Consider the following 23,192-nt stretch of genomic DNA (forward strand, 5'->3'; position numbering starts at 1 on the left):
TTTTTCCATTCTGCCGTTTTGAATTAGAAACCCCTTGAAAAATGGAGTACTATATATAGTAGTGTAAGAGGAAGGTGGTGGAGAATGCAAATGAAAAAGCGAATCTTCGTATGCGTAACGCTGTTTTTTGCAGGCATAAGTCTGCACAGCTTTGATATAGGTCTGTCCGTTGATGCTTCACTCGGACTGCTCCGTTCTGCTTCAGCAGCGGAGCAGGGTGAAAGCAGTCTGAATCTGTTCAACTCCGAGACAGTCACATTCTGGGGCTTGAGGAATCCGGCAGATGTACCGGTTGGCCTGTCCTGGCGTGCCTGGTACCGTTATGGTCTCGAGTTTATAGAGGGTGAGCCGACCTACAGAAATACCTTTGAACTGGACGAGCTTTATATGTTTGGTTCAGTTGATCTCGCCATGTTCAGTGCTGCGTATCGTGTTGGACGATTTTCGATACAGGACTGGAACGGCACTGTGTTCAGGCACACTCAGGATGGTGCACGGCTTACTCTGAGTTCAGGACTTCTTGATCTAAGAGTCTTCGGCGGTTATACCGGATTGATAGCAGGCCACAATTCAAGTCTGTTTATTTCACCGATTGATGAGCAGCAACGAGGGCAGCGTTATGGTGGCAGTCCAAGGGCAGTATTCGGAACCGGCGTCAGATTTCCGGAGTTACTACCTGGCTTTACAGCATCCATTGAGGGGCTTGCCCAGATGGATTTCAACCATTTACTCGTTGATGATGCAGATATACAGGTGAATTCCCAGTATGCTGGACTTCTTCTGAATCAGAGTCTCGGCCGCAATCTAAGCCTGGATCTACTTGGAAACCTGATGTTTCAGCAGCGGATTGAAGAGGATGCTGATCAGGTTAATACCCTTGGGTATCTCGGTAGACTCGATGTGTCGTACATCAATCCGGCATTCAAGGGATTTTCTCTGGGAGCCCGCGGCTGGTATGCCAGCGGAGCTGGACATGATGCAGAGCTTGGCCCCTTTGCCCTCGGCAGATATCGGTCAATGCATGTCCAGAACGTTGTGTCAGTACGTCCTGTTGCCATCGGGGGTACCTTCGGCAGCAGGCTGAGGGCTTCAATTAACCCATTCAGAGACAGTGCTGCTATAATACTGCAGGAAATGCAGACCAGCGCACATACCACGATTGCATTCAGAACAGATGAGAGTAACACGGTTATGGGACAGCTGAGTCCAGACTCTGATCAGCTTTATGTAGGCACAGAAATCGGAGCAGGGGTTTCATTCCGTCCGTTTCCTGATCTTGGAACCAGACTGAGCGGAGGTGTATTCCTCCCCGGGGCAGCATTCGAAAATAATTTCATTCGCTGGCAAATGGCTCTGGATATTTCATTATCGCTTTAATAGCTTCCTTACGTGAAGCAGGAGGATAAATATGAGAGTACAATTGAGGAGAAGTCTTCTTTCTGTATTGTTTTTTCTATTGGCAGTCACTGTACTGCAGGCACAGATCGCTGAACCGGTTGTGGCCCGCAGGGTTACCGGAACGGTTGAAGTCCGTGTGAACGGCGGAGCCTGGGAACCCTTGTTTGACGGTGATGAGATCACAGTCGGAAGTACTATTTCGACCGGCTTTTCGAGCACGGCTGTGCTGGAAATTGGTCTTGCGGTCCTTGAGGTGCAAGCCCTGTCCAGGATGACGATCGAGGATCTCATTGAAGAGCAGGGTGTGATTGAAAGCGACGTATATCTTGAAGTTGGCCGTGTGCGGGCTGATGTCCGCCGTGTAGAAGACCGCCGGCAGGATTTCAGATTGCGCAGTCCGGTTGCTACTGCGGCAGTCCGTGGTACCAGTTTCAGCTTTGACGGTCGCAATCTTGAGGTCACGACAGGTGTGGTCGAGCTTGCTAATCTTCGTGGGCGCCGTTCAGTCGTTCCCCAGGGATACCGCTCCCGGGTTGTTGACAATGCTCCCCCTCCACCGCCGCGGCAGGCTGCGCAGGAGGATAACCGCGTTTCTCATGACACCAGTGTCAGGCAGGAAAGCGGAGGGGGCGGCGATGAAGGCGGTAGTTCGGATGATGATGATACCGTCTCGACTGTATTCGACAACGTTCTGAATGAACCGGATATCGAGTATGGTACTCTTGTGGTTGAATTCCGCTAAGGAACCGCCAGGAAGAGATGAATTGAATTATTCAAGGAACCTTTAATGGGAGGGCCGCTGACGGATTTTTTCCGGCAGCGGCCTTTTTCTGATCCATCTGCGGCTGCAGATGCAGTACTTCGGTTTTCCTACATTCGTGCCGGACGATTGTTCTCTACATAGCTCGCAAATCGACCTGCTATCTGCAGTGATTCAGGACCGCTGATTAAATTCTGCGGATTATTACTGCCCTGAAGAATTCTCCGGTATCTTGCATCCCGGTATGCATAGCGGGGAGATCCTGTCAGCCTCAGCATTATACCCGGGGATACATCGAAGAGCTTGACTCCAATAAGGGCGGCGTGAGCTGAGGTTATAACAAGATCTGCATCGGCCTCTGCGTAATACGGAACCAGGTCTCTCAGCATCCGCAGTGCAGCGTCAGGAGGAGTATCGGACTCTATGAGTCCTGCTGCTCCCAGGAACACATAGGCAGCGTCTGTAAGATTGATACTGTCCTGTCCAAGCAGTGTATCTATCGTTTCGGCCGCGCTTTGTGCGGTCAGTCCTGTTGTGGTTAATATAAGAACCAGTCCAATTAGACAATACTTTTTCATAACATACTCCTGTTTAATATATAATTCATTTTCGGCCGTAAATCCATTTCTTATGCCAGTATTCTGTATCATCATACTGATAATTGCCTATTGTTCACTGAGCCGACGTATTTTGAGCTTGACCTAATGTTTAATTGGGTATAGTGTAAATAGTGCGCTCCTCATTCTGTGAGAACGAGGAGAGTGCCGTGTTTTTTGATTTCCGTTTCTTTCTCGCCGAGCAGCCGTTTTCGATGTTCCCAACAGTAAGGAAGCACCTCAAGAACGCGAAGTTCCACGTGTTGCGTGGAAAAATCAAAGACCGGACATGGATCCGGGAAGAGAGATTGGTGTATGTCCAACAAACTGTATGTCGGTAATATGAATTACCGCACAAACGAAGAGACCTTGAGAGGTCTGTTCGAAGCTCACGGAACAGTTAATTCTGTTACCATTATTTATGACCGCCAGACTGGTCAGTCAAAAGGTTTTGGTTTCGTCGAAATGGAAACTGCTGAAGCTGCTGAAGCCGCAATTGAAGCATTGAACGAGTACGAAATTGAAGGCCGTCGTCTGCGTGTAAACGTAGCACAGCCTCGGGAAGAAGGTGCTCAACAGCGCCGACCCCGTCGCTACTAGGCCTAGATTTAATAGATCGCAGTCCTGAAGCTGTCCGGAGTAATCCGGACAGCTTTTTTTTTGTTTGCCCAGCGAAGCGCAGGCAAACCCGGCCGGTTGCAATCTATGGCCGTACTTCAGATAAGCTCCCCGGTTAAATCTGGAATTCGGGCTGGTATTCGTTCTGGCGGTTTTTTCGTATGTAATCAGCCGGCAGATTGTAGATTTTGCTTCCTGGAGGTACAGAACTGGTAATCCAGACGTTCCCACCGATGGTGCTTCCCTCACCAATTATGGTATTGCCTCCGAGAATTGTAGCACCACTGTAAATAGTTACATTATCTTCAATCGTGGGGTGGCGTTTCTGGTTGGCCTTGCTTTTTTCTACACTCAATGCGCCCAGGGTTACCCCCTGATAGATTTTGACATTCTTCCCGATTACTGTAGTTTCACCGATTACAACGCCTGTTGCGTGGTCAATAAAGAAACGCTCACCAATGCTGGCTCCGGGGTGAATATCGATGCCGGTTTTCCCATGGACGATTTCACTCATTATACGCGGAATGAGTGGTACTTTCTGAATCCATAGCTGATGTGCAATTCTGTGGGTTATAATTGCCTCTACTCCGGGATAACTCAGTATTACCTCTTCTGTCGACTGGGCAGCAGGATCACCGGTAAAGGCTGCCTGGACATCCAGTTGAACCCGACGGCGAATTTCTGGTATCTGCTTCAACAGATGCAGGCTTTGATCTTCAGCTTCGCAACGGCAGCTATGTACATCTGCTCCGGTCTTTCCCCGGGCAAAACAAAGTGATTTCTGGATTTCTGTGGAGAGCGACCTCCATACCCGGCTGATCTTCTCCGACAGGGTGAATCTCAGGTCCTGTTCTGTTATGAATTCTTCCTCACGGAAACCAGGAAATATGAGAGCTTCCAGATCCTTTAAAATCGTGTCGATTGCCCGTCTGGAGGGCAGATTCGGACCATGGATATGGTTTATGCCACCTATTTCCTGATAAGAACGAGCAATTGCCTCTACCAATTCGGGAATTTCTTTTGCCATAGTCCATGGGAAATCGAATCAACCTTGATTGTCAAGTACAAACAGTAGAGCTTTTTGCAAAATTGCGTGCAATTTCCTCGGTAAGTATTTTTATTCACTGGTGGCCCTGACCCCATAAAATCATTATGTTTATGCGAGAGGGATTATGAATTCAGATTCGCACCTGCATTGGCAGGCGCTTGGTGAACGGATTTTACTGGATGGCCATGTGTTTCAGGTGACGGCTGCTCGACGGCAGGCTGAGGACGGACGTGAGGCCGAGTTCTATCTGCTGCATTCACCGAGTTGGGTAAATATTATAGCTGAAACAGAGGATGCTCAGGGCAGGACCTGTTTTATAATGGTTCGGCAATACCGCCATGGCGAAGAGGCTGTAAGCCTTGAATTTCCAGGAGGGGTTGTGGATCCGGATGAGGACTCTGTCGTGGCTGCTATGCGTGAGCTGAAGGAAGAAACCGGGTACAGTGCTGAATCATTAATCGAGATCGGAAGAACAAATCCGAATCCTGCAATCATGAAGAACCGGGCGATTACGTATCTGGCAAAAGGGGTACACTCTGTGCCGGACTCACAGAATCTTGATGCTAATGAAATTATGGATATCGAGCTTGTACCGGTAAAAGATATCCTCCTTGGACGAAGATCTGATTTTCTGAATCATGCCATAATGATGAGTGCTGCATACTGGTATGTCCTGCACACCAGCAGTCTTCAGATATAGGAAATGCTATGGGAATACGTTATCTGCTTGGCATAGGCGCATCTGCTGGCGGTCTTGAGGCCCTTCAGGCACTGCTCGGGAATTTTGAATTCTCTGATGATGAAACTGCTGTGGTAATTGCACAGCACATCAGCCCAAGCTACAAGAGTCAGCTGGTGGAGCTGCTCTCCAGGCAGACGGGACTCTCGGTTAACGAGGCTGTTGATGGAGATATACCAGAACCAGGCAATGTATACATAACGCCTCCGGATAGAGATATTGCTTTTTCTTCAGGCAGTTTTCTTCTGACCAAGCCGGTGACAGGGCATGGACCACGGCCAAGTGTAGACAGGTTTTTTCAGAGTATGGCAGAAGCTTTTGGAAGTGGTGCGGCTGCAGTCATTTTATCCGGAACCGGTAGTGATGGAGCTCAAGGATCGGCTGCAATATGCAGAGCTGGTGGCCTGGTTATTGCTCAGGATCCTGCAACTGCTAAATATGACGGTATGCCCCGTTCGGCAATCGAGAGTGGAAATGTTGATCTCGTTGCCGCTCCCGATGTTATCGGCAGTAAACTGCCGGACTGGTGCCGCATTGGTGCCGAAACCCTTCGTTCCGAATCAGCCGAAAATGAGAATACTCCTGATGAAAGCAGTGTATTGCAATCGGTTCTACAGAAACTATCTGATCATACAGGGACCGATTTCGGTCGCTATAAACCAGCTACAATCAGCCGGAGACTGGAAAAACGACTTACGTCATTAGGGATGGAAAGCATTGAAGAATATCTTCCTGTTCTGGAATCGGATAGTGAAGAGTTGCAGAGACTTTTTTCCACGATACTCATAGGGGTTACATATTTTTTTCGTGATTCTGCCTCCTTTGACCTGCTTCGGGAGCATCTGGAGCAGCTGCTCACAGGAAAGAACAGAAATGACAAGCTTCGGATCTGGATTCCTGGTTGTGCCAGTGGTGAGGAAGCATATTCAATTGCCCTGCTTATCGCAGATATTCTGAAGGAACAGGATAGGCATCTGGATTGTCAGATTTTTGCCACAGACCTTGATGAACAGGCGCTTTCCACAGCGCGGCGGGCTCGTTACTCCGAAAAAGCCCTGGAAAATGTACCGGAAAAAATGCGTGAGACTTGGTTCAACAGGCAGGGTACAGACTATGAGTTGATTCCCTTTATCAGAAATCAGGTGCTTTTTTCCAGGCATGATGTTTCAAGTAACCCTCCATTCCTCAAGCTTGACCTGATCAGCTGCAGAAATCTGCTTATCTATTTTGGATCTGAACTTCAGCAGCAGGTTCTGTCTCTCTTCCATTATGCACTGCAGCCGCACGGGATTCTTTTCCTGGGTAAAAGTGAGACCGTCGGTGCGCTCACGGATCTATTTGATGCCCGGTCATCTACTCACAAAATATATCGGCGTAAAAGTGGTGTGAATCCCTATTTTGCTAATCAAATGCGATTCCGCTCAGCTGGTTTGCCGAGGCGTCTGCAGCCTGATCGTCGGAAAGAGGATTACACGGTCAGCGACATGGTGAAGGACACCTTGTACCATAGTTTTGAGCATCCCTATGTAGTTGTTAACAGTCAAATGGAAGTGGTTGAAATATCCGGGGATGTCCGGGCTTTTCTTTCAATTAAAAGCGGTGCTATGAATGCATCGCTGATTTCTTTGATCGATGAAGCATATGAGATGGAAATCAGGTCCCTGTTAAGTGAGGCTATCCGTGAGCATTCAGCTGTGGAAAGCAAGCCACGCTGGTTCAGCACGGAATCCGATGAGCTCTTGCGTTTTGTGATCAAACCCGTTCTTTATTCCGGGACGACAGACTCCCTCTTTATTGTTATTTTCGAGTGTATTCAGATGGAAAATCTGCGGCCGAGAATTACCCGGAAAGAGGATGATATACAGAGTCATGACGAAATGAGAGTGCAGGAACTCGAGATCGAGCTTGCATCAACCCGGGAACATCTGCAGAACTACATCGAAGAGCTCGAGACAAGTACCGAGGAGCTGCAATCCCTGAACGAGGAGCTGCAATCCACTAATGAAGAGCTTCAGTCTTCGAATGAAGAACTTGAGACTTCGAACGAAGAGCTGCAGTCGACGAATGAGGAACTGCAGATTGCGTATGCCGAGCTGAAAGAAGTGAGTCAGGAGCTGGAACGGCAGCGTGTTGATCTGAAAGAAGCCGAAATGCATCAGCGTGCGGTACTGAGTAATACTCTTCAGGCTTTCCTGCTCCTGGATCGCAGTTACCGATTGATTGTAATTAACGAAAGGGGAAAGGAACTTTTTCACCAGATTACTGGATATCCTCTTGCTCCCGGAGCTCTGATTATTGAAAATCTACCCGGGTCCGAAATGGAGTTCTTCCAGAATGCTTTTTCCCGCTGCGGGCAGGGGGAAAGTGTTGCCGAGCTGCGCAAAATTTATTACCCGGATCAATCAATACATTGGCTGTCGTGGAATTTCACACCGGTTTCAGAGGATGAATCCGGTATACCGCTGATCTCCATTGCTGTGCTCGATGTATCCGAAAGCAAGGAGATGGAGCTGTCACTTAAGGAGCAGAAACTCCTGAATCAGCTGATGCTTGATTCCGCTCAGGTAGGTATTTCTCTGACAGACAGCAATGGGCGCTTTGTCGAGGTAAACCCTGCATACTGTACAATTTACGGATACAACAGGGACGAGTTGATCGGAGAGAAATTTACGATGCTACTACCACCTGGAATGCATGATTACGCAAGCAAACTGCATACTCGATTCCTGAATGGTGAGACAGAGGAGTCGGCCGGAGAGTGGGAAGTCGTCAGAAAGGACGGCAGCCGGCTCTTTGTCATGGTTGGTGCAGGCAGACTGGAACGCAGTAAGGGAGAATTTCTTAAACTAACCAGTGTTGTAGATATTACTGCGCAGAAGATGGCAGAAGAAGAGCGGAACCGGCTGTTTACCGTCAGTCTGGACCTGATCGGTATTCTTAGGTATGACGGCTTTCTTCAGCATGTTAATCCATCCTGGCAGGCGACTCTTGGTTTTACAGAAGAAGAGCTCAAGAGTAAGCCTGTGGTGGATTTCCTGCATCCGGAGGACAGGAAAACAGCACTGGATTTTATCCGTACTTTGATTGAGGAATCCGGTTTGTCACTGGAAGACAGTACCGGAACAACTATAGCGGAATCTGAAGCCCGCGGTGGACTGGTTGTCCGCTGTATGACAGCTGACGGCGCTTTTCGCTGGCTTTCCTGGAAAATAGCAGCTGTACCCGCCCAGCGCCTGCTCTACGCGGTCGCCCGCGATGTCACTGATTCACGGCGGTATGAAAATCTGTTGAGGGACACCCAGCGCGTCGCCAGGGTCGGAGGCTGGGAGCTTGATCTCTCTTCCGGTAGAACGAGCTGGACCGATGAGGTGTACCGGATTTATGATGTGCCCCTGGGCCAGGCGACGGACTATATGTTCGGTTTGCAGGCTTATGAAGAGGAAGATCGACAGCTTGTGAAGGATGCTGTTGAAAAGGCTTCTCTGTATGGTGAGTCCACCGATCTTGAGCTTCGTTTTACCAGCTCCACCGGACGGAAGCTCTGGGTAAGGGTAACTTTCAAGGGTGTTGAATCGGATAACAGGACTGAAAAGGTTTTGGGGACAATTCAGGATATAACCGGTCAGAAACTGGCAGAGCTCGAGAACCGAAGGCTTTCTCTGGTAGCCAGTCGTACTGACAGCGGGGTAATAATAGCTGATCGTGATTTCCGGATCCAATGGGTGAATCAGGGTTTTACCAGACTGACTGGTCTCGCTCTGGAAACAATAGTGTCCAAACCTATTGGTCAGGCTTTTCTTGGGCTGGATGCTGATCGAACGGCTGTGAAGCAAATCAGTCAGAAGATGGGCAGCGGCTCATCCATGCACCACGAGCTGCAGATTGTGGGCATGGGAGGCTCGGAAATCTGGCTCCGGCTCGATATCACTCCGGTTGACGACGAGGAGAAAAAACCGGAGAACTGGATTGTACTGCTGCATGATATTACCGGGGAGAAAGATTTCCAGAAACAGTTGATAATAGCCAGGGACAGAGCAGAGGAGATGAACAAGCTGAAGAATGCATTTCTGGCAAATATCTCGCATGAAATCCGAACACCGATTAATGGTATTCTCGGTATGGGCAATATAATCCAGAGAGAAACACAACAGGATAATGTTCGTGAGTATGCAGAAATGCTGGAAAAAAGTGCGCAGCGTCTGCTTCATACGATAAATCAGGTGCTCGATCTCTCCAGGATTGAAGCCAGGCAGACCGATCTCAAGTTTGAACGGGTCGAGCTGAATGAACTTTCACAACGATTGACTGACAGTGTAATGGAACAGGCTTCCGGGAAACAGCTCAGGCTGCATCTGCATCTGGCTTCGGCAGCCCTGTTTGTGCATGCCGATGCGTACCTGATTGAAAATATTCTGTTGAACTTACTGGATAATGCTATTAAGTTTACAGCAGAGGGTTCGGTAGTGGTGAAAACCGAGACACGAAGCCGAAAGGGAAGAACCTTCGCTGCAGTCGAGATCCGTGATACTGGTGTGGGCATAAGTCCTGATTATCTGAAGCAGATATTTCTGCCTTTCAGTCAGGAAAGCAGCGGCCATGCACGTAAATTCGAGGGAACTGGAATCGGCCTGGCAATCTCGCAGGAGTACGCACGAATGATGGATGGTATTATAACGGTAAGTTCAAGAAAAGGTGAGGGTAGCAGTTTCAGACTGCTTCTGCCCCTGCAGCCTTCAACGGAGAAGTCATGAAGCGTATTTTGATAGTAGAAGATGATCCGGTAGGTAAGGTTGTACTGCAGAAAATGCTTGAAAGAGATTTTTCCTGCGACATTGCTTCCACGGGTGAGGAGGCTCTGCAGCTTGCCGGGCAGCAGATGTATGCCGCTCTGGTGCTGGATATAAATCTCGGTGATGATCAAATGGACGGCTGCTGTCTGCTCAGGGCGATCAGGCAGCTGGATGGATACTCCTCTGTGCGGGCTGTTGCCACAACGGCTTATGCAATGAGCGGCGACCGTGAGCGATTCCTTGAATCTGGCTTCGATGCCTACATCTCCAAGCCGATCAGAATGCAGGAACTGCTGGATACTGTAAATACCATACTGGACTGATATTCCAACCTCCAGCTTGTAGGACTGTGCGGTTTCTTTCCCGATGCCTATGCAATGACTTGCCGAATAATGTATAGTCGCCCATTCATAGGAGACTTTTGTGCCGCATACACGTGTAATTAATTCACATATCAGAAATATAGCTATTATCGCCCATGTTGATCATGGCAAAACGACCCTGGTCGATGCACTGTTCAAACAGAGCGGAACCTTCAGGGCAAATCAGGACGTTGAGGATCGGGTAATGGACAGCATGGACCTCGAGCGGGAACGGGGAATTACCATTTCCGCCAAGAACTGTGCCGTTAAATATCACGATGTTAAAATCAATATAATGGATACCCCGGGCCATGCTGACTTCGGAGGCGAGGTCGAGCGTGCGCTTTCAATGGTAGATGGAGCCATTCTGCTGGTTGATGCATCCGAGGGACCGCTTCCCCAGACCCGTTTTGTGCTCAAAAAAGCACTGGAGCGCGGTCTCAAGCTGATCGTTGTAATCAACAAGATTGACCGGAAGGATGCCCGGCCCAAGGCTGTTCTTGATGAGGTCTACAGTCTGCTCATTGATCTGGATGCAGATGATGAACAGCTTGATTTTCCTGTTATCTATGCAAATGGAAGGGCGGGTATTGCCCAGCTCACTCCCGAAGAGGAGGGAGTCAATCTCGAGCCGCTTTTCAAGGCTGTCATCGAGGAGATTCCAGGGCCCCAGGGTGATCCTTCTGCAGAACTTAAAATGCTGATTTCTGATCTTTCATACAGTGATTTTCTCGGAAGGCTTTGTGTTGGAAGAATTCACAGCGGCTGTCTGACTGGCGGTGACAGTCTGGTCTGTGTTGGAGAAGGCGATGTAGTTACTCCTCTGAAGGTCAACAAACTGCAGGTGTATCAGGGGCTCAAGCTGGTAGATGCCGAAATGGTTGAATCCGGTGACATTGCTGTGCTTGCCGGAATACAGAATGTACATATCGGTGATACGATTTGTACGAAGGATCAGCCCAAGGCCCTGAAGCGCCTGACGGTTGATGAGCCCACGGTTGCCATGAGATTTTACCGCAACAATGGCCCGCTTTCCGGTACGGAAGGCACGCTGGTTCAGCCGGGGAAAATAAAAGAACGTCTCGACAAGGAAGCCCTCGTTAATCTTGCAATCCGTATTCAGGATACCGATGACAGGGACAGCTACCTGGTTAATGGAAGGGGTGAGTTTCAGCTTGCTATCCTGATCGAGACTATGCGGCGTGAGGGTTATGAGTTCTGTGTCGGCCGTCCCGAAGTTATTTATCGCAGGGATGAAAACGGAAAACTGACCGAGCCGATCGAGCAGCTTTTTGTTGACTGTGAGGACAGCTTCGCCGGTGTTGTTACCGAAAAACTGTCTGCCAGGAAATGTCGGATGATGAGCATGGTGAATCACGGGACCGGGCGGGTGAGAATGGAATTTTCCGCTCCTTCACGGGCACTCATAGGATTCCGTGATGAATTTCTTACCGATACCAAGGGAACCGGACTCATGAACAGCTATCTTGTCGGATATGAGGAGTACCGTGGTGACTATATCGAGCGTCGGAACGGAAGCCTTGTGTCGGATCGCTCAGGCAATGCTGTGCCATATGCACTGTATAACCTGGAACCCCGGGGACGCATGTTCATAGGAGCAGGAGAGAAGGTGTATGCCGGTATGATCATTGGTGAGCATAACCGTGATCAGGATCTTGATGTGAATCCCTGTAAGGAAAAAAAGCTTTCAAATGTGCGTGCATCGGGAAGAGACGAGAATATCGTACTGACCCCGATCGTGCCGCTATCGCTTGAGCAATCCCTGAATTTTTTGCGTGATGATGAGCTTCTCGAGGTCACCCCGAAAAGTCTCAGGCTTCGTAAGGCGGTTCTTGATCCGACCCAGCGAAGAATAAGCGCGAAGAAAAAGAGTCAGGTCTGATTTCAGTCCTCTGAGGCAAGTTTACGCAGCTCCGATTCCACCATTTCGGGGCTGCCTGTGTTGAGTTCGAGGAGTCTGCGCAGCAGGGTGATGCTGTCTATATCGATGAGGGTGAATTCCAGACCAAAATCATTGCCGCTTTTGTGTACCGGGACCGCCATTGCTTCTACATCCGGTCCATTGCCGGGCAGGTGCAGACGCAGTTCCAGGTCGCGGAAGTTCATAACCCGGGCAGCTGCCTGGCTGTCCGGAACATGGATCGAAGCACCCTTGAGGCTGATATCTGTCAGGTCAAAATTGACAGTATCGTTCCCGTGGCTGATTGTACCTTGTGCTTCGAACGACAGCCGCGTAAAGCGCCGTCTGTTTACAGTGTTCATACTATAATAGTATGCCCTGGCAGTCATAACTGCAAGCGTGTTCTGTAATCTGTGCTTCGAATTATGATTTACGTGGTCCCCGACAGCGCGTGCAGCCCAGCACATGGACATGTGGCTTGGGTTTGCCCGGCCTCGGCGGAAACATTCTGGCAATAGCGTAATCCTCAAGCTCGAGCTTTTTTCTGCATACCGGGCAATTCCGTTCTCTCGGCTCGGGGATTGGCTCCAGTTTCGGATAACAGTACGGGCATCCGAAAATGTGCATCATCCGGTCAGTTTTGCCGGGGAACACAGCGGAATATACCCGCCCGCCTCCAGAAAGAGATGCCTTGCAGATAGGGCAGCTGCGTCCGCTGCGGTTGGAGTCCGGACCGCCCTTGAGCGGACCTGCATTTCTGTCTGACTTTCGTTGATTCCGGTGGCGGCTGTGAAACTGGCTTCGCCCCTGACCCTTGCCGTGCCGGGAGAAATATTCTCTGCTGAATGCAGAAATCAGAACTGCGGTAATGATCAGGCCGATCAAGCCAGCAAACCATATCATGGCAGTATAGTAGTCAGAGGCAGTAATTGCGTCTACTATAGAAATGCTTTTACACAGCTGAAAGGGGATGTATTGATGGCTGAGCTGTATATTGTTGCTACACCTATCGGAAATCTACAGGATATAACTCTGCGTGCCCTGGAAACCCTGAAAACCGTAGAACTGATTATCTGTGAAGACACAAGACATAGCGGAAGGCTGCTTCAGCATTTCGGGATAGAGAAGAAACTCGCAAGCTGGCACGCCCATTCCAGACCCGATGCGGTTGAGCGTCTGCTTCAGCGCGTCGAGGAGGCAGGTACGGCGGCGTATATCAGTGATGCAGGAACTCCTGGCATCAGTGATCCGGGAATGCTGCTTGTGCGAGCAGCCAGGGAGCTGGGAATCAGTGTTATACCCATTCCTGGTGTTTCGGCCCCTGCCACCCTGGTGAGTGTTGGAGGGGTGCCTGGAAAGGGATATCTCTTTGAAGGATTTCTCTCGCCAAAAGCCGGTAAACGCAGAAAAGCGATACAGGAACTGATTTCTATAGGCCGTCCGTTTCTTTTATTCGAATCTCCTTACAGAATACTCAAGCTTTTGGAAGATCTGGCCGAATTCATACCAGAGGGGGAGATTGCAATCGGCAGGGAGCTTACCAAACGCTTTGAAGAAATCTGGTGCGGCAGCTGTTTTGACGCATTTCAGGCCTTTTCAGGGCGAAGTTCGCAGAAAGGTGAGTTTTCTATCCTTGTATCTCCCGGAAAAATTGTTTAACATATACCATGTAGGTGCCGATAATAGTTATGAAAGGAAGGACTTCAGATGAGTATTGACCGTCTGGGACCGATAGACCCGGTAGCCAAATTTAACAAAGCCCAGAAGACGCAGCGTGCAGAGCAGAAGCCGCACAGCGATTCTGTCAATTTCTCTGATGAGTCGCGTGTCCAGGCTGAACTGTACAGGATTTCTGAAGAGGTTCGTGCACAACCTGATGTACGGGCTGATCGGATAGCCGAAGTACAGCGAAAAATGCAGGACCCTTCTTATATTGATGATACCGTACTGCTTTCGGTTGCTGACCGTTTGATGGACGTGTTCGGCATATAATACAAGCAGTGTATACAATATAAAGCAGAGGTGGTTCGCCACACTCTGCTTTTTTTTTCTTCACCGCAGCGATTATTCCGGTTCCGGGCAATGGAGGCTTCATGGAATCCGTACGAATGTATATACCAAGCGAACTGCTGTACGGGCAGAATGCATTGGATCAATTGGGGAGTACCGCTGCCAGACACGGCAAGCGGATACTGCTTTTATCCGAACCGATACTCCAGGATTCCGGTGCACTGGCCCGGGTTCAGTCGGAATTGGAGTCCAGGGCTTTGAGCTGTCTTGTGTATCCGGAAATCAATTCCGAGCAGGAGCATGCTGCTATAGAGGAAGCTATCCAGATCGGCACGGCCGGCAAGGTGCAGCTGGTAGTATCTCTGGGAGGCATGAGGGTTGCTGCTGCCGGCAGAATAGCTGCTGCTGCAATCGCTGCGAGATCAAAGGCCAGTGAACTTCCGTTTGAGCAGACAGATCCTTTGCCATGTTTGCCCTGTATAGAAATACCCACCGCAATCCGTAACCCCTTTCAGCTGCAGAATTCCTGTATAGCAGGACTGGCAGAATCCCGGCTGCCTCAGCGATACCGCCTGACACCGGGTTTCCTGAAAGCATTAATAGTTGATCCTCACTTGACATTGGGGCTGTCCGGTAAAACCAGTGCCGCCATTGTTGTTGATTCGATTCTCAGCGGAATTGAGGCATATATCTCCTTATCTGCTGGATTCATCGGACGCCCGCTTGCAATTGAAGGAATCCGCCTGTGCAGTGAGGCTGTGCTTGGAGTATTTAACACACCCGACGGCCTGCGCCCGCGAATGAAAGCCTGTGAGGGATCACTGCTGATCTCTCTTGCGCTTTCTTCGGGCAGTCAGGGACTCGGCGGGGCTCTGGTGTATGCAATGAGTAGTATGTTCTCTGTTCCGAAAAGCTGGGTTGCAGCAATTCTTGCACCGCATGTTGCTGAATACTGGATACCGGTGGTCCCCAGGGAAATGGCGCTGCTGGCTGGTGCAATGGGGACGGATGTCAGTAATCTTCCCCAGAGTGAAGCCGCAAGGCTTGTTCCCCAGACCCTCAGGCGCATGATCGGTCAGACCGAACTACCCGGAAGACTGCGTGACCTCGGCATCGAACTTTCACAGGCCCAGGAGGCAGCCGAGGTAGCGATGCAGATGCCGATGCTCCGAGAATGCCCCCGCTTTCCGCAGGCGGCAGATTTAATGAACCTGGTGAAACGGGCTTATTGATGATTTCCGTCCGCAAGCTGCAGGCAATGCCCCTGAATACGGCATTGCGGCGTTGTCTGCGGCAGCTTGAATCACTCGAGCGTCAGTTTCCACTTGATTCCCTGGAACTCACATATCTGAAGGAATTACTCGCCTGGCTGGCTTCAGTGTGCCCTGAACTGGGGGCAGCTATCGATTTATTTCTGGGGCAGGAGCTGGATCAGGAATACGCCTTCTTTGATCTGCGGTCCCGTCTACAGGGTTTTCTTGGAATGGAGCCGGCTGAATGGGACCTTTATCCGCCTGCTCATAACGAATCGTCCGGGCTTGTCATGGAGGGGGGGAACGGTCCTCTGGCAGGTGTCAGCCTGTATCTTGACGGTATTCGCTCCCCTTTTAACCTGGGTTCAATAATCCGCAGCGCTGCAGCTTTTGGATGCCGGGAGCTGCTTCTGTCTCCTCTGACTGTTTCTGAACATCACCCGCGTGCCCGGCGTTCTGCGATGGGCTGCAGGATAGCCCTGCGGCGTATGGATCATGACGAGCTTCTGGATCAGGACCGGGCTATAGCTCTGCTTGAAACCGGGGGAACGAGGATTCACGACTTCGCTCCGCTTGATAGACATCTGATTCTGGTATTAGGTTCCGAGGAACTTGGTATACACCCGGGGCTGTTGCGCGCAGTGCCGGTCCGGCTTGGTATTCCGCTGTATGGTTCAAAGGCTTCCCTGAATGTCGGCGTAGCGGCTGGAGCGGCCCTTTCCTGCCTTGAGCCGCTTATGCGGGGCTGGACGTCAGGGAATGGGTGATCTCGGCTGTATGCCTCAGTGTGGCTGCTACAGGGCAGTATTTTTCCAGTGACAGTGATATAGCCTTTTCTATTTTGGAAGTATTCAGCTCATCCCCACGAAAAATATATTCAATGTGAATTCTGGTGTAGACATGCGGGTGTTCACTGGCGCTTTCGGCTTCAATCTGTATATCGAACTGCTCAAAAGGTACGCCCATCTTCTGTAGTATGCTGACAACATCCATGCCGGTGCAGCCTGCTAGCCCGGAAAGCATCAGGCTTTTCGGGCTCGGGCCAAGATTCTGCCCCCCGAAATCAGGAATGGAGTCAACCATAAAGCTGTGACCCTGGTTACGGATTTCGAATGCCATTCCGTCCTTGTATGCTGCATGTATGGATTGTTTCATGACTGTCCCTCTTTACTGAATTTGCTGCTCATACGCTGGATCTGTGCCTTGAGCTCTTCCTCGGAGTTGATTTCGTAATCATTGAGGATGCCCTGATCCAGGAAGGCATAGGGCAGAACGCCGTTTTCATATTCACAGCAGGCATTAGCCAGGTAGACGGCTGCTGCAGTTTCATAATAGCGCGGCGGCGCCAGGTCCGGGCTGTGCTGCCAGCGGATAGCCTGGACCAGGGGTGTGGGAAAGTTCCATTTCTCTGCAATCATAGCGCCGAGTTCGGCATGATTAAATCCGGATGCAAGCTCTTCCAGCAAGGATACCGGTAGATTGTGCTCATTACAGAAGCTGGTAATCCGCTGCAGCAGATCTTCGTGATTGGCCGAAAAAAGGATTTTGCCGATGTCGTGCAGAATTCCTGCTACGTAGGCATCGTCGAGCAGTTCCCTGCGATGTGTGCTTTTAACCAGCTCATGCGCATAATATGCAGTCCGGTAGCTGTGCTGCCAGAGTTCCTGGATTACCCTGGTGTCCTTGTCGAGAATTTCAATTGTGCCGTAGGAGTATACGAGGTTGCTGATTCCTTTAAGGCCGATCAGTTTGACTGCCTCAAGTATGTTGTCAATTCTCTTGGGCAGCATGTACTGCGCCGAGTTGACAATTTTAAGGAGATCGGCTGTAAGGGCTGGGTCGGTTCCTACCTTGCGGGCTATTTTCTGCAGGTCGATGTTCGGGTCCTGAAGCAGTTTCTGCAGCTGGGCAATGTTTTCCGGGAATTGAGGAAGGCGATCGATTGCATCAACCAGTTCACGGGCGATAGTATCAAGGTTACTTTGTTTTCCGGCTTCAATCGGGATTGTGAGTCTTACTACGGTTTCATTATTCTCCACACCAAGTTCGAAGGAGTCTTCGGAAAGACCGATTTTTCGAAGCATCAGAATGAGAATAATAATGCCTAGACCTGCTCCCTCTGATTCATCTATTGCCAGCTCCATGGCTTCCTGGAGACTGTTGTAGGCTCGTGAACGTGCAATTCTGTCGTAGACCCGGATCTGCTCGCGGTCGGTCATAGTGGTATTATTCGCAATGGAGATAATCAGACTTGTGCCTTTCATGGCAAAACTGATTCTGATGTAGTAGCCGTGCTGCTCCATGAGGGGAAGGTATTTCTTGATATCTCCAAGTGTATCCTTCTTGAAGTCCTTCATGCCCAGTGCGTAGTCGCTGCTGTTGTCTATGTCCAGGCCTCTGCTGACGAAATAAACGCGCTTGGTATTCGCCTTCTTGGCATTGACCGCCAGTTCACGAAGACAGTAGCCGAGTGAATCCTTGAGGCTGATACGGCCTATTTCCTGTAGAAAAAGGCCGAGTACTTCCTCGGTCTGCAGTTCGGTTTCGTGCGGAAGTGTTGCTGTGGTGATCGAGTAGGGTGTTCCGCTGCGGACAGCCCTTCGGATTTCTGTACGGTCTTTCTGGCTCAGCATGAATCAGGATCCTCCGAAATCTTTAACCAGCAGCGCCATATCGTGCAGGCGCTTCTCGATAATATTATTTAGTGTACCGGCAGGAAAGCTTCCCTTCCTTGATCCCGAGCTGATCGGGGAACCGGCCTCCATCCCTGTTAAAATCTCGAGTCCCTGATCGATTCTGTCAATAGCATATATGTGAAAAAATCCATTATCTACCGCTTCCTGCACTTCTCTGGACAAAATGAGCATATCGATGTTGCGTCGGGGAATAATTACCCCCTGTTTTCCGGTTAATCCGAGCTTGCGGCAAATATGGAAAAAGCCTTCAACCTTCTCGGAAATACCCCCGACAGGCTGGATTTCCCCGGTCTGGTTAACCGAACCGCTGACTGCGATATCCTGCCTGAGGGGAACCCCGGACACGGCTGACAGTAGTACGTAGATTTCGGTGGATGAGGCGGAATCTCCGTCAATCTCCGAGTATGACTGTTCGAACGCAATGCTGGCGCGGATATTCAGCGGGAAATTGCTGGCATACTTGCTCTGCAGATATCCTTCAATAATGTAGATTCCCTTGTCGTGAATTTCTCCCGAGAGTCCTGATTCACGTTCGATGTTGATTATCCCTTCAGCACCTGGCGCAACACGAGCGGTTATCAGCATCGGCCGCCCGAAGGCATAATAGCCTCTGTCAAGGATAGCCAGACCGTTGATTCTGCCTACTGCGGTTCCCTGCAGGTCTATCAGCAGTTCACCGCTTTGAATCTGCTCATCAATTTTTTCTTCTGGCAGATTGGCAAAAAACCTGCGCTCTTCGAATGCCCGGTGGATAACCTCGGCATTAATTATGGCAGCCTTCATTTCATCTGCCCAGTAGTTTGCCTCGCGTATGAGATCGGCGATCAGAGAAAACTGGGTGCTCATGTGATTACGGTGTTCAGCCAGCCTGACTCCGTATTCGATTATTGCCGCCAATCCGTCCGGGCTTACCGAACGGAGATTTTCACTGCGGCATACCATGTGCGTGAAACCGATATACTCACGTATTGCCTGGTCGTTTCGGGGCATTACCGAGTCAAACTCGGCAGGAACCTTGAACAGCTTCTGGAAATCTTCATCGAGATTGTACAGCAGCTCGTAGAGCCCGTCGGTTCCCATCATGATAACCTTGAGGTGCAGCGGTATGGGATCAGGTTTGAGGGCCGGCCCAGGCATGCCGTATGGTCCGGGATGGTTGCGGATTTCAGTGATTCTGTCTTCCAGAGCGCGCTTCAGACCATTCCAGACATCCTCATTATGCAGAACATCCTCCGCCCGCAGGATCAGAAATCCTCCTGAAGCCTGCAGCAGTGAACCGGCACGCAACAGCTGGTGCATCGGCTTGGGATCGGCTGATTCCTGCTGGGACTCAAGCACACCGAATAGCTTTGCTGAATCAGGGTTGGTCTCGAATACACTGGGTGCACCTTCAGTTTCACTGTGATCCACCAGGATGTTCATACTGTAGCGGGACATATACCAGTCGAGTGTGTTATCCTCGGATTCTGGGAGACTGAGGCTGTCCTCGAGGTCGCTTTCCAGGGCTGTCAGGTGTGCCTGGATATCCTCCTGGTCGTACATCTTCCGTAATGCTGCCAGTTCGCTCTGGATCAGGGGGCGCAGTGCTGTCCTTCTGAGACCGTCAATGTCCTCTTCCATGGTGAGCCGGTTATCCTGGATTTCCTGGAAGAGCTGGCTCATTTCATCCGAGAAGCGGAAATACTTTTCACGCAGCTGCTGGAAGTTTTCCTTGCTGACGCTACCGGCTTTGACCCTGTTCTGCAGTTCCTCGAAATCAACTACATCGTTGTCGATTATGGGGTAGATATCCGGGTGGGAATCCTCGTTGTCCAGAAGTCTGACAAGCTGGAATCCTTCTGCTTCTAGCCGGGCTTCAAAGGCTTTCAAGAGTTCGCTGTCCTTGCCTTCGGTAGATATGATTATGGAATCACGCTCATCACGAAAGGGTTTCTTTTTAAATAATTCCTGGCTTTTACTGCGCAGGCGAAAGAGTATCTCCTTCAGCCGACGCTGAAAGTCACGGGCCTTACCCCTGGGAAAACGCAGCAGACGAGGTGCCTCTTCATTTTCAAAGCGGGCGACATACACCAGGTCGAGCACATAATCGGTTTTCGGATTATGTTCCTTGAGAATCTTGGTGATGGCCGTCTGTTTTCCTGTTCCAGGCAACCCGGTGGCAAAGACGTTGTAGCCTTTGGCATCGATTCCGATTGCCATCTGTATAGCCCGGATTGCCCGCGGCTGCCCGATTATGTGGAATTCTTCTGTAGTTTCCTGAATTCCCTTGACGTACTCTGGTGAGATGCTGAAGTGAACCTTCTCCGGGGGGAGTGCAAAACGTTCAGCTCCGCTAAGGTTTGGATCATTCAGGTCATTACTATGCGATTGTTGTCCCATGCGTACATAATACGGAAAATCAGCCGCTATGGGTAGCCACAAGTTGAGTCCTGGAGATTAAGGCTAAGGTAGCACGATCAGCGGAATTGCTGGTATACTCAGGGTATGACAGTTCAGGAATTTGACAGTATTTGCAGGACATGGTTCGCTCCGGAGCAGTTTACGAGGATGGATCGCTCACTGAATGGACTTCAGGTGGGGCGGCGTGATAAAAAAATCCGGAAAATTGCTACAGCAGTAGATGCCTGTCAGGAGAGTTTTCGACGGGCTGCCGAGCAGCAGGCTGATCTGATCTTTGTGCATCATGGCTTGTTCTGGGGTACTCCTCTTGCGGTTACAGACCAGCACTATGCAAGAATCCGGATGCTGCTGGACTCCGATATTGCCCTGTATGCCATGCATATTCCCCTGGATCAGCATAGTGAACTCGGAAATAATGCCGTAATGGCTGCGGAGCTCGGGTTGCAGGAAGTACAGGCATTCGGCAGTATCAAAGGTACCGTAATCGGTGTTCGCGGTGTGTTCTCCGGTGACAGAAGCATCGACCAGATAGTCGACCGGCTGTTCAGGGGAAGGGAGAATACACTCGGTATACTGCCCTTCGGAAAATCCAGGATCCGTTCTGTCGGCCTGATTTCAGGTGGAGCTCCCTTTGAAGTTCAGCAGGCCATAGATGCCGGTCTTGATTTGTATATTACCGGTGATGCAAACCATATAGTCTACCATCTGGCCCAGGAAGCAGGAATCAACGTGATTTTCGGGGGGCATTATGCAACCGAGATCTGGGGAGTGCAGGCGCTGGGTCAGCGCATGCAGCATGACTACGGGCTTGAGCACGTGTATATTGATGTTCCCACGGGACTGTAATGGAGGTGAATTATGAATTTCTACAATCAGCTGCCTGAATCGGCATTGGTCAGACCGGGTGCCCGTGCACGCTTTCTTCCTGGCGGGGAGACTGCGGTTCTGCTTCTGCATGGTTATACCGGAAACCCCGGTGACATGTATTATCTTGGAGAGCGGCTGAATGCTGATGGCTTTACGGTATCTATTCCGAGGTACCCCGGGCATGGTACCAGTGGGCAGGACTTTATGCAGTCTGACTGGCATGACTGGCTGCGCCGTGCAATGGATGCATACATGGATCTCCGGACTGATTATGAAACGGTTTATGTTGCCGGTCTTTCAATGGGAGCCCTTGTTGCCCTGCTTCTGGCTGCGAAATATGACATTCCGCGCATTGCACTGGCGGCGCCCGCAATCGCAGTCTATGACTGGAAACTGAAGCTCACTCCGGTTTTGAAGTATTTTATCAAGCGGCTGGACCGCAGTGATTACGAAATAGATGCAAGCTCGGATGATTCAGAGTATTTCGGCAATGAATACTGGAGGTACAACTGGGTATCCGGTGGAGCCAGCCTGTACAAGCTCCTGAGAATGGCAAAAGCCAATCTGAAGCATGTCGATGCCGATACCTTGACGATAATCAGTATGAATGATGGTGCTGTACCCCCTGTGGCCGCAGATATAATCGAAAAAGGACTTGCTTCCAGCCTTACCAGAAGAGTAGTGCTTGAAAAAAGTCCACATGTTGTTGTAAATGACTGTGAGCGGGAACGGGTTGCCGATGAGATATGTGCCTGGTTTGCCGAAGCCGCGGGAAAAAATAAGGAGAATAATTAATGGTACACAGTATGAAGCATCGGGCTTCTACACGAGATAAACTGATGCCGCTCAGCCTGGCTGCTGGAATCATTCTGCTCGATCAGCTGACGAAGCTGCTGGTCGTCCTGAATATTGAATATACGCGGCCTCCGCAGGTAGCCTTTGAAGCCTTCGGGGATTTCTTTCGTCTGGTGCATATCCGGAATCTCGGAGTTGCTTTCAGCCTCGGTCGGGGACTTCCGGACAATCTGCGTTCAATTCTGTTCATAGTGCTGCCTTTGCTGGTTATGATAGGTATTGCTGTGTATTACTGGCGGACCTATGAGCTGAGCACATTTCAGCGTTGGTGTCTGGCAGCAATTGCAGGCGGAGGGCTGGGCAACCTGATAGACCGCATGTTCAGACCGGAAGGAGTTGTCGATTTTCTTGACTTCAAATTCTATGGTTTATTCGGTCTTGAAAGATGGCCCACATTCAATGTTGCTGATATGGCAGTTGTTATCGCAGGTGTTCTTCTTGTCACTACGGTGATTCTGGAAGATATCAGCCGCAGCAGACAGGCAAAACAGGATAGATTATATCAAGGTGCCGGTGATTCCGGGGAGGAAAAATCGTGAGTAAAGAATTGAATACAGTATTATTTGTATTGGGCGGCGTGCTGCTCAACCTGCTGCTTATGGGATCGGTATTCCTCGGATCGGTTATTCTACTCGCCAGGGTGTTTTCCGGGGTGATGAGTGATGGACTCCTGCAGGTTCTGCTGGTTGTGTCACTGCTGCTCTCGATTGGAGTGAGTCTATTTGTGTATTATCGCGTTGTGCGCTGGCTGCAGAAGAAAATCGATTTTGATCAATACTTTGTGGCCTTTATGCGTGGGCGCGGCCCCGCCGGTAACGAGGCGAAGAATATGCAGAACAGAAAAAAAGAGGCTGAGGGACATTCAGACAACTGATTGAT

22 protein-coding genes are annotated in these 23,192 nt (G+C 50.2%); 15 read left to right on the forward strand and 7 right to left on the reverse strand.

All coding sequences use genetic code 11. From position 1 onward, the window contains the following. Positions 1 to 90 precede the first annotated feature (90 nt). Positions 91 to 1,377: a hypothetical protein gene (locus ACYQ2L_RS01160; protein WP_460050167.1), complete on the forward strand. Its 1,287-nt coding sequence runs from the start codon at positions 91 to 93 to the stop codon at positions 1,375 to 1,377. Between the two features lie 31 nt (positions 1,378 to 1,408). Continuing rightward, positions 1,409 to 2,140 (forward strand): FecR family protein, encoded by a 732-nt coding sequence (locus ACYQ2L_RS01165; RefSeq protein WP_460050169.1) that lies wholly within the window; start codon positions 1,409 to 1,411, stop codon positions 2,138 to 2,140. 128 nt (positions 2,141 to 2,268) lie between these two features. Here the strand turns inward: ACYQ2L_RS01165 and ACYQ2L_RS01170 are convergent, their stop codons facing one another. Next, positions 2,269 to 2,736, reverse strand: coding sequence for a hypothetical protein (locus tag ACYQ2L_RS01170; RefSeq protein ID WP_460050171.1), 468 nt, complete (start codon positions 2,734 to 2,736; stop codon positions 2,269 to 2,271). A gap of 333 nt (positions 2,737 to 3,069) precedes the next feature. Between ACYQ2L_RS01170 and ACYQ2L_RS01175 the strand changes: the two genes are divergently transcribed. Beyond that, the gene (locus ACYQ2L_RS01175; RefSeq protein ID WP_460050173.1) at positions 3,070 to 3,354 is read left to right on the forward strand and encodes an RNA-binding regulator; all 285 of its coding nucleotides are present in this window, start codon (positions 3,070 to 3,072) and stop codon (positions 3,352 to 3,354) included. A gap of 133 nt (positions 3,355 to 3,487) precedes the next feature. On the opposite strand, the gene epsC is transcribed toward ACYQ2L_RS01175, so the two are convergent. Next, on the reverse strand, positions 3,488 to 4,399 hold the full coding sequence (gene epsC, locus ACYQ2L_RS01180) for a serine O-acetyltransferase EpsC (RefSeq protein ID WP_460050175.1): 912 nt from the start codon (positions 4,397 to 4,399) through the stop codon (positions 3,488 to 3,490). Between the two features lie 145 nt (positions 4,400 to 4,544). Here epsC and ACYQ2L_RS01185 point away from each other — a divergent pair, with 145 nt between their 5' ends. The 4 genes from ACYQ2L_RS01185 to typA all read left to right on the forward strand — a co-directional run bounded on the left by ACYQ2L_RS01185 (position 4,545) and on the right by typA (position 12,214). After that, complete coding sequence (locus tag ACYQ2L_RS01185) at positions 4,545 to 5,120, forward strand: NUDIX hydrolase (protein WP_460050177.1); 576 nt, start codon at positions 4,545 to 4,547, stop codon at positions 5,118 to 5,120. Positions 5,121 to 5,128: 8 nt separating this feature from the next. After that, positions 5,129 to 9,910, forward strand: a complete 4,782-nt coding sequence (locus tag ACYQ2L_RS01190) for a PAS domain S-box protein (RefSeq protein WP_460050179.1) — start codon at positions 5,129 to 5,131, stop codon at positions 9,908 to 9,910. Next, the gene (locus tag ACYQ2L_RS01195) at positions 9,907 to 10,272 is read left to right on the forward strand and encodes a response regulator (protein ID WP_460050181.1); all 366 of its coding nucleotides are present in this window, start codon (positions 9,907 to 9,909) and stop codon (positions 10,270 to 10,272) included. The genes ACYQ2L_RS01190 and ACYQ2L_RS01195 overlap by 4 nt, the downstream gene beginning before the upstream one ends. A gap of 100 nt (positions 10,273 to 10,372) precedes the next feature. Next, complete coding sequence (gene typA / locus ACYQ2L_RS01200; RefSeq protein WP_460050183.1) at positions 10,373 to 12,214, forward strand: translational GTPase TypA; 1,842 nt, start codon at positions 10,373 to 10,375, stop codon at positions 12,212 to 12,214. Positions 12,215 to 12,216: 2 nt separating this feature from the next. Here typA and ACYQ2L_RS01205 read toward each other — a convergent pair whose 3' ends face one another. Next, on the reverse strand, positions 12,217 to 12,594 hold the full coding sequence (locus ACYQ2L_RS01205) for a PilZ domain-containing protein (RefSeq protein ID WP_460050185.1): 378 nt from the start codon (positions 12,592 to 12,594) through the stop codon (positions 12,217 to 12,219). A 61-nt stretch (positions 12,595 to 12,655) separates the two neighbouring features. Next, positions 12,656 to 13,135 carry a hypothetical protein gene (locus ACYQ2L_RS01210; RefSeq protein WP_460050187.1) on the reverse strand — a complete coding sequence of 160 codons (480 nt, stop codon included), beginning with the start codon at positions 13,133 to 13,135 and terminating at the stop codon, positions 12,656 to 12,658. A gap of 75 nt (positions 13,136 to 13,210) precedes the next feature. On the opposite strand from ACYQ2L_RS01210, the gene rsmI reads away from it, so the two are divergent. From rsmI to ACYQ2L_RS01230, 4 genes are all read left to right on the forward strand, one after another. Then, a complete protein-coding gene (rsmI, locus tag ACYQ2L_RS01215; RefSeq protein ID WP_460050189.1) occupies positions 13,211 to 13,891 on the forward strand; it encodes a 16S rRNA (cytidine(1402)-2'-O)-methyltransferase in 681 nt (226 codons plus the stop codon). A gap of 48 nt (positions 13,892 to 13,939) precedes the next feature. Beyond that, entirely contained in the window at positions 13,940 to 14,224 is a 285-nt protein-coding gene (locus tag ACYQ2L_RS01220) for a flagellar biosynthesis anti-sigma factor FlgM (protein ID WP_460050191.1), read from the forward strand. A 101-nt stretch (positions 14,225 to 14,325) separates the two neighbouring features. Next, positions 14,326 to 15,474 carry an iron-containing alcohol dehydrogenase gene (locus ACYQ2L_RS01225; RefSeq protein ID WP_460050193.1) on the forward strand — a complete coding sequence of 383 codons (1,149 nt, stop codon included), beginning with the start codon at positions 14,326 to 14,328 and terminating at the stop codon, positions 15,472 to 15,474. Further along, the gene (locus tag ACYQ2L_RS01230; RefSeq protein WP_460050195.1) at positions 15,417 to 16,262 is read left to right on the forward strand and encodes a TrmH family RNA methyltransferase; all 846 of its coding nucleotides are present in this window, start codon (positions 15,417 to 15,419) and stop codon (positions 16,260 to 16,262) included. Before ACYQ2L_RS01225 ends, ACYQ2L_RS01230 begins: the two co-directional genes overlap by 58 nt. Here ACYQ2L_RS01230 and ACYQ2L_RS01235 read toward each other — a convergent pair. Genes ACYQ2L_RS01235 through ACYQ2L_RS01245 form a run of 3 tightly spaced genes read right to left on the reverse strand, consistent with a single transcriptional unit; the run spans position 16,231 to position 20,570 of the window. Then, entirely contained in the window at positions 16,231 to 16,650 is a 420-nt protein-coding gene (locus tag ACYQ2L_RS01235; protein WP_460050197.1) for an OsmC family protein, read from the reverse strand. The two genes, ACYQ2L_RS01230 and ACYQ2L_RS01235, sit on opposite strands and share 32 nt — an antisense overlap. Continuing rightward, on the reverse strand, positions 16,647 to 18,128 hold the full coding sequence (locus tag ACYQ2L_RS01240) for an HDOD domain-containing protein (protein ID WP_460050199.1): 1,482 nt from the start codon (positions 18,126 to 18,128) through the stop codon (positions 16,647 to 16,649). Before ACYQ2L_RS01240 ends, ACYQ2L_RS01235 begins: the two co-directional genes overlap by 4 nt. Positions 18,129 to 18,131: 3 nt before the next feature. Beyond that, positions 18,132 to 20,570 carry a Lon protease family protein gene (locus ACYQ2L_RS01245; protein ID WP_460050201.1) on the reverse strand — a complete coding sequence of 813 codons (2,439 nt, stop codon included), beginning with the start codon at positions 20,568 to 20,570 and terminating at the stop codon, positions 18,132 to 18,134. A gap of 105 nt (positions 20,571 to 20,675) precedes the next feature. Between ACYQ2L_RS01245 and ACYQ2L_RS01250 the strand changes: the two genes are divergently transcribed. The 4 genes from ACYQ2L_RS01250 to ACYQ2L_RS01265 are packed head-to-tail and all read left to right on the forward strand — an operon-like array spanning position 20,676 to position 23,187. Continuing rightward, complete coding sequence (locus tag ACYQ2L_RS01250) at positions 20,676 to 21,437, forward strand: Nif3-like dinuclear metal center hexameric protein (RefSeq protein ID WP_460050203.1); 762 nt, start codon at positions 20,676 to 20,678, stop codon at positions 21,435 to 21,437. A 12-nt stretch (positions 21,438 to 21,449) separates the two neighbouring features. Further along, positions 21,450 to 22,253: an alpha/beta hydrolase gene (locus ACYQ2L_RS01255; protein ID WP_460050205.1), complete on the forward strand. Its 804-nt coding sequence runs from the start codon at positions 21,450 to 21,452 to the stop codon at positions 22,251 to 22,253. Then, complete coding sequence (lspA, locus tag ACYQ2L_RS01260) at positions 22,253 to 22,852, forward strand: signal peptidase II (RefSeq protein WP_460050207.1); 600 nt, start codon at positions 22,253 to 22,255, stop codon at positions 22,850 to 22,852. The genes ACYQ2L_RS01255 and lspA overlap by 1 nt, the downstream gene beginning before the upstream one ends. After that, on the forward strand, positions 22,849 to 23,187 hold the full coding sequence (locus ACYQ2L_RS01265) for a hypothetical protein (RefSeq protein WP_460050209.1): 339 nt from the start codon (positions 22,849 to 22,851) through the stop codon (positions 23,185 to 23,187). Before lspA ends, ACYQ2L_RS01265 begins: the two co-directional genes overlap by 4 nt. Positions 23,188 to 23,192 lie beyond the last annotated feature (5 nt).

Source organism: Spirochaeta dissipatitropha, from assembly GCF_054657935.1.

What these genes read in the sequence shown, in the direction of transcription:
- ACYQ2L_RS01220 (WP_460050191.1), top strand. Translation starts at nt 13,940, where the DNA reads ATGAGTATTGACCGTCTGGGACCGATAGACCCGGTAGCCAAATTTAAC.
- ACYQ2L_RS01225 (WP_460050193.1), top strand. Translation starts at nt 14,326, where the DNA reads ATGGAATCCGTACGAATGTATATACCAAGCGAACTGCTGTACGGGCAG.
- rsmI (WP_460050189.1), top strand. Translation starts at nt 13,211, where the DNA reads ATGGCTGAGCTGTATATTGTTGCTACACCTATCGGAAATCTACAGGAT.
- ACYQ2L_RS01240 (WP_460050199.1), bottom strand. Translation starts at nt 18,128, where the DNA reads ATGCTGAGCCAGAAAGACCGTACAGAAATCCGAAGGGCTGTCCGCAGC.
- ACYQ2L_RS01170 (WP_460050171.1), bottom strand. Translation starts at nt 2,736, where the DNA reads ATGAAAAAGTATTGTCTAATTGGACTGGTTCTTATATTAACCACAACA.
- ACYQ2L_RS01185 (WP_460050177.1), top strand. Translation starts at nt 4,545, where the DNA reads ATGAATTCAGATTCGCACCTGCATTGGCAGGCGCTTGGTGAACGGATT.
- ACYQ2L_RS01255 (WP_460050205.1), top strand. Translation starts at nt 21,450, where the DNA reads ATGAATTTCTACAATCAGCTGCCTGAATCGGCATTGGTCAGACCGGGT.
- ACYQ2L_RS01235 (WP_460050197.1), bottom strand. Translation starts at nt 16,650, where the DNA reads ATGAAACAATCCATACATGCAGCATACAAGGACGGAATGGCATTCGAA.
- ACYQ2L_RS01190 (WP_460050179.1), top strand. Translation starts at nt 5,129, where the DNA reads ATGGGAATACGTTATCTGCTTGGCATAGGCGCATCTGCTGGCGGTCTT.
- ACYQ2L_RS01210 (WP_460050187.1), bottom strand. Translation starts at nt 13,135, where the DNA reads ATGATATGGTTTGCTGGCTTGATCGGCCTGATCATTACCGCAGTTCTG.
- ACYQ2L_RS01205 (WP_460050185.1), bottom strand. Translation starts at nt 12,594, where the DNA reads ATGAACACTGTAAACAGACGGCGCTTTACGCGGCTGTCGTTCGAAGCA.
- ACYQ2L_RS01245 (WP_460050201.1), bottom strand. Translation starts at nt 20,570, where the DNA reads ATGGGACAACAATCGCATAGTAATGACCTGAATGATCCAAACCTTAGC.
- ACYQ2L_RS01165 (WP_460050169.1), top strand. Translation starts at nt 1,409, where the DNA reads ATGAGAGTACAATTGAGGAGAAGTCTTCTTTCTGTATTGTTTTTTCTA.
- ACYQ2L_RS01175 (WP_460050173.1), top strand. Translation starts at nt 3,070, where the DNA reads ATGTCCAACAAACTGTATGTCGGTAATATGAATTACCGCACAAACGAA.
- ACYQ2L_RS01250 (WP_460050203.1), top strand. Translation starts at nt 20,676, where the DNA reads ATGACAGTTCAGGAATTTGACAGTATTTGCAGGACATGGTTCGCTCCG.
- ACYQ2L_RS01160 (WP_460050167.1), top strand. Translation starts at nt 91, where the DNA reads ATGAAAAAGCGAATCTTCGTATGCGTAACGCTGTTTTTTGCAGGCATA.
- ACYQ2L_RS01230 (WP_460050195.1), top strand. Translation starts at nt 15,417, where the DNA reads ATGCCCCCGCTTTCCGCAGGCGGCAGATTTAATGAACCTGGTGAAACG.
- lspA (WP_460050207.1), top strand. Translation starts at nt 22,253, where the DNA reads ATGGTACACAGTATGAAGCATCGGGCTTCTACACGAGATAAACTGATG.
- epsC (WP_460050175.1), bottom strand. Translation starts at nt 4,399, where the DNA reads ATGGCAAAAGAAATTCCCGAATTGGTAGAGGCAATTGCTCGTTCTTAT.
- ACYQ2L_RS01195 (WP_460050181.1), top strand. Translation starts at nt 9,907, where the DNA reads ATGAAGCGTATTTTGATAGTAGAAGATGATCCGGTAGGTAAGGTTGTA.